The organism is Leisingera sp. F5 (assembly GCF_001593695.1).
The window spans coordinates 1-2,372 of sequence record NZ_LUKH01000459.1 but is presented as its reverse complement, the minus strand read 5'-3'; the positions used below and the strand labels follow the sequence as shown (position 1 = coordinate 2,372).

Genomic DNA, 2,372 nt, shown 5'->3' with positions numbered 1-2,372 from the left:
CTATTGGAACCAGCACGACCGCACCCATGCTGTGGTCCGGGACGGCTGGTGGTGGACCGGAGACGTCGGGTTCCGCGACAATTTCGGGCGCTTCTACCAGATCGACCGCGATGTCGACACGGTGAACACGCGCCATGGCCCGGTCTACGGTCTGCCGGTTGAGGAAGAAGCGCTGAAACTTCCATTCGTGCAAGAGGCCGTGCTGGCGGCCCGCCCCGCCTCTGGCGCGGACGAAGCGGTGCTGCTGCTGCAGATGGCACCGGGACATGGGGGCAGCCCCGCGAATCTGCTGGCGGCGCTGCAAGCGAGCTGCAGCTGGGCACAGCACCTGTCGGAGGTGATCATCCTGCCGCAAGGCACCACCCCGCCGCGCGGGCTGACAGGCAAAGTGCTGAAACGTGAAATCCGCGAACAGTTGCGCCAGCAGCCAGCAGCGGGCGACGCACAGCTGCAGCCGCCGGCCGGAAAGACCGCCGCTGCCGAGGAACTGGCCGATGCCTGAACGCCATCCGATGACGACGCTGAACCGCATCTATATCTATTATGAGAAGATGCTCGCCCGTCAGGGGCTGAACGGCAATTCCTGCGACTGGTTCGAACTGGAAAATGCACCGGACCTGGATATCCTGCGCCAGGCTGCGGCTTCGGTGACCCGGCGCCATGCGGCGCTGCAGGCGGCGGGCTCCTTTGCCGGGCTGGCGGGGTGGGGCTGGGTGCGCAACCCGCAGGCGCAGCCGGACATCCGCTATGTGGGCACGCGCGGGCGCTGCCCGGAACAGGCCGCAGACCAGCTGGTGCCGCAAAATGTCTGGGGCGAGCCCTTGGATCATGGCAGCGGCCCGCCGTGGCGGATTTTTGTCACCGAATATGACGATCTGACCATTCTGCAAAGCGTTACCAGCCATATCTACACCTGCGGAAAGTCCGCAAACCTGATCTCGGTTCAGCTGGTCAGCGCCTATGAGGCGCTGATGCGCGGAGAGACTCCCGATGAAACTCCGGCCGGCGTTCCGGACAGGGCGAATGCCAAGCTGTTCATGCCGCGCTGGTCCGCCTGGCGCCATCTGCGCTCCTTTGCGGCCACAATGCTGGACATGCTGCGCGAAACGGTGACGGCCCCGGTGGCACTGACGGGAAACTCCAGCAGCAAGCTGAAGCGCGGCCGGACCCGGGTGCGCTTTGAAGATCTGGGTCCCGATGTCTGGCAGCATCTGCGCCAGTTTGCCCGCTCCGAACAGATCAGCCGGCACCCTTTTTATCTTGCGGCCTGGGTCGAAACGATCACCGCCTTCAATGCCGCCAGGGGGCAAAAGCCCAAGGGCAAGGTCAAGCTGATCGACAATTTCTCGCTCCGGCCGTTCTCGGACCAGGATCTGGACGGCTATTACGATATCTGCGCCGTGCCTTATGCGATCGAGGTCCCGTCCGGACCGTCAACCCGGACCCAGCGCGAGCGGATTTTTGAAACGGTGGAGACCCTGCGCGCGGGCAAGGTGCTGGACGATCTGACCCGCTATGCCTTTTACCACAAGGTGATTGCATTTTTGCCCAAGGTTCTGGCAACTAAACTGGTGCTGATGCTGGTGGTGAAATCGCCGTTCATCCTGTCCAACATAGGCCCCGTCCCGCCGCAGATACTGAACTCCTCAGCATTGCAGACCCGCCGGTATTTCAGCTTTCCGCAGCTGTTTCCGCCGGGCAAGATCATGCTGTTGATCACCACCACACCGGACAGTCTGCGCGCTGTCTTCCTGTGGGACGAAGACGCGGTATCCTGCGCCGAAATGGAAAATGAAATGATCCCTGCCTTCAAGCACGCCCTGGCGCGCTCCATCGGGCTTGGGGCCGCCGACAGCCAGCCGCAGGCTGCGGAATGACCGGCGGCAAGATGCTGCCGCTGCTGTGGTCGGACGGGGAATTCCATCCGCCCGGCAGCCCGGTCTATGCGGCATCCGAACGGGGCACCACGCTTGGCGATGCCGTGTTCGACACAGTGCTGTGCCTGGGCGGCAAGTCCGTGCTGCGGCAGGCCCACCAGCGGCGGCTGGAACACGCGGCGGATTTCTTTGCCCACCGCGCGGACTGCCGCCTGATCTCCGCCGCCTACAGCATCAGCGCAGAAACGGACGCGGCTGCGATCCTCCGGGTGTCCATCAGCCGCGGTGCAGGGGCACGGGGGCTGGCAACCGACCTGTCGCAATACAGCCGGGTGACAGCCACGCTGTCGCCGCTGCCGCCGTCGCTGCAGTTCCAGCCGGTTGCTCTGGATATTGCCGCTGCCGCCAGGAACGAGACCTCGCCTCTCAGCCAGTGGAAAACCGCCTCGTCCTATCTCGACGCAATCCTGGCCACCGGCACAGCCCGCCGGAAAG

At 64.3% G+C, this 2,372-nt stretch carries 2 protein-coding genes and 1 pseudogene; all 3 read left to right on the top strand.

The window, feature by feature from the left end:
- A pseudogene (locus A2I95_RS31870) lies at nt 1–502 on the top strand (hypothetical protein); the annotation flags it as partial.
- Nucleotides 495–1,877, top strand: coding sequence for a hypothetical protein (locus tag A2I95_RS31865; RefSeq protein ID WP_291736278.1), 1,383 nt, complete (start codon nt 495–497; stop codon nt 1,875–1,877). The pseudogene A2I95_RS31870 and the gene A2I95_RS31865, both read left to right, overlap by 8 nt.
- The coding region (locus tag A2I95_RS31860) for an aminotransferase class IV (RefSeq protein WP_291736276.1) at nt 1,874–2,372 on the top strand (499 nt) is incomplete at its 3' end. The genes A2I95_RS31865 and A2I95_RS31860, both read left to right, overlap by 4 nt.

Coding starts and splice junctions, on each gene's coding strand:
- A2I95_RS31865 (WP_291736278.1), top strand. CDS start 495: ATGCCTGAACGCCATCCGATGACGACGCTGAACCGCATCTATATCTAT.